The 2365-nt window shown below is 45.0% G+C and carries 2 protein-coding genes and 1 pseudogene; all 3 read right to left on the bottom strand.

Annotated features, from left to right (window positions below; all coding sequences use genetic code 11):
- Positions 1-278: 278 nt before the first annotated feature.
- Positions 279-737: a phage holin family protein gene (locus tag P0106_RS07100; RefSeq protein ID WP_473730644.1), complete on the bottom strand. Its 459-nt coding sequence runs from the start codon at positions 735-737 to the stop codon at positions 279-281.
- A 16-nt stretch (positions 738-753) separates the two neighbouring features.
- A complete protein-coding gene (locus P0106_RS07105) occupies positions 754-1755 on the bottom strand; it encodes a GH25 family lysozyme (protein ID WP_473730645.1) in 1002 nt (333 codons plus the stop codon).
- 246 nt (positions 1756-2001) lie between these two features.
- Positions 2002-2365: pseudogene (locus tag P0106_RS07110) on the bottom strand (RNA-directed DNA polymerase); the annotation flags it as partial.

Genomic DNA, 2365 nt, shown 5'->3' on the forward strand with positions numbered 1-2365 from the left:
GTAGTATATTAGAATGGCTTTATTTCAACGTTTTCAGCAAGTCACAAACAGTAACGACACACCAAACGACACACCTGAACCACTATGTTTAAGCGTATTTAAGCGATTAAACTGCTCTTAAAACCGTGTGCGACACGCTAAAAAGAACCTACTTCTATTATACCATTTCCACAATTTGAAAAATAGTTATAAAAAATTACCCCCCGCATGAAGCGAGGGGCAATTGTTAATTTTCAACTTGTATTCTCATTTAGAGAATACTTTAAGCGTAGCGCATATTATTTGTTTTCGCCAGTCTCATCTTCTGGGTTAATGCTGCGATCAGTAGGTTCTACACCATCGCCAAGAATCGCTGCGTGCTTACCAGCCTGCGATTGCGCTTCATCTTTCAAAGCGTCGTTAGAGTTTAAAAAAACTTTAAAAATGCCGCTATGCACAAGCTCAGGGTTCAAGGCTACTGCGTTTTCCAATACGCTCACCACTTCTGCAAAAACAATATACAAGCATACAGGTGTAATAAGAGGCACTGTAAACCCAAGATTTACATACTGCTGCCCATGCTCAAGCAAGAAAGCTAAAGCAATCACGATTGCATATCCAGCCTTATGGTATAAGCCTGCGCGCATCTTGCTACTAGAAACAGTACGTGTTGCGAACGCTTTCATTAGTCCCGTGACGTAGTCTAGTGCGATTAAAATAGCCGTGAGTCCGATGATGATTACTTCTGGTTTTGTCATATTTTCTTCTCCTTATTTATTCTGGTTGATTATCTTTTGTTACCCACGCGCCGCTGAGGTGTGTAGTGCAATCTCGAGCATCGCCGTCATAATAGATTGAGCCGTCTGGCTGTACTAGCAATGCGCCGCGTCCTCCAGTTAGTGTGATTGTTGCGAGCGAGGTAGGTCTGAAACCTTCGGGTATTGTTTCATTTGCTTTAGCCCATTGTGCGTCTCCAGCGTTCATGCCTCCGCAACCATTTACGGTCACAACGTTTCCAACTCGCACAACAGCCATTCTGATATCCTGCTGCACGCTCCATGGGATATGCACGTAAACGGTACTAATATCCCCGTCATGCGTAATTTCGGAGATGGCTGGCATTGGCTGTTCTGCCTGCTGCTGTTCTTGCGTCTGCTGTGGCTGCCTATCGCTTCTTGCGTACGCTTGCCATGCTGCCGCGTCACCGTAGAATTTGTTAAGGTCAAGGTTGCCGCCGTAGTTTGGCAATGCCCCAGCGCTAGAGTATTGGCGTATAGCGCAATCATAAGCGTCTTCATTCCAAGGATTGTTCTGATACCCTATGTGAGCATAATCGCGGTATTGTGCTATCCACAAGCCGCAATTTGTGGCTTTGCCGACGGCTGCGAGTCTGCCATAATCGCGTTGGCTGCCATAAAGTAATGGATGCACGCCAGTGAGATTGTAAACGGTTTGAGCACACTGCTGCAGATACGCGGTATCGCCATAAGCGCTATTATCGCCGCTTTCAAAATCCAGAGCGAGCACGGCGCGACCAACATAGTCTTTTACAGCGTTCACAAAATATTCTGCTTCCGCCTGCCAGTTGCCGCCGCTAATATAGTGATAGATGCCTAAAAGTTTGCCGCTGTTTAGCGTTGCGTCGGCGTGCGCGCGAAAACACGGATTTATGTAGCCAGTGCCTTCCGTGGCTTTAACGATGACAAAATCAGCCGGCACGGCTGCGATATTGATGCTTGACTGATAACTTGATATGTCAATACCATTCAATGCCATATTTTTCCTCCTATATTAAAAAAGCCACGCTGTTTGCGTGGCTAAAAAATTGAATCTGTCGGAGTTTCCGACATGTTCAAAATCACGTATTGTACTCGCTTGCTCTCGTGTAAATTCGGATTTCTCGGATGATTTCGGACGGATTCGGATGAAAAGTATCATACTTTCCGTTTTTTGTCCTTGTTGGACTCTTGTTGGACTCTTGTTGAAGACTTTCAAATTTTTTCCTATTTGTCCTACGTTGTCCTAAAGTGTCTCATTTTTCGTTTTGAGCTGTTTATAATAAGCGTCCATGCTTTGAATTGTTCTCCACGCGTTATAGTGCTTGAGTGTACCGCGCCAAGAATGATACATTGCACTGATTTGCTTCCAGCTGATTTCCCCACGGTCTGCGAGGCGTGTCAGTGCGCGTAAGTGCCGTCTCATTCGCTTAATAGTCTTTGGTATTGGACGCGTGATAATACGCCCAGTATTCGTGTAGTACCATTTTTTCTTAAGCCACGTAAAGCCATGATGTAATGATGTTATGTATGTTTTTACAGGGTTGAGTGTCAGCCCCAGTTCGGCGCTCATCTTTTTAATCTGTTCGAGCGTTGAGCGTAGCTTAAGT

Source organism: Gardnerella sp. c11Ua_71 (assembly GCF_055818025.1).

Excerpts from the sequence above, each read along its gene's own strand:
- P0106_RS07100 (WP_473730644.1), bottom strand. The coding sequence starts at position 737 with ATGACAAAACCAGAAGTAATCATCATCGGACTCACGGCTATTTTAATC.
- P0106_RS07105 (WP_473730645.1), bottom strand. The coding sequence starts at position 1,755 with ATGGCATTGAATGGTATTGACATATCAAGTTATCAGTCAAGCATCAAT.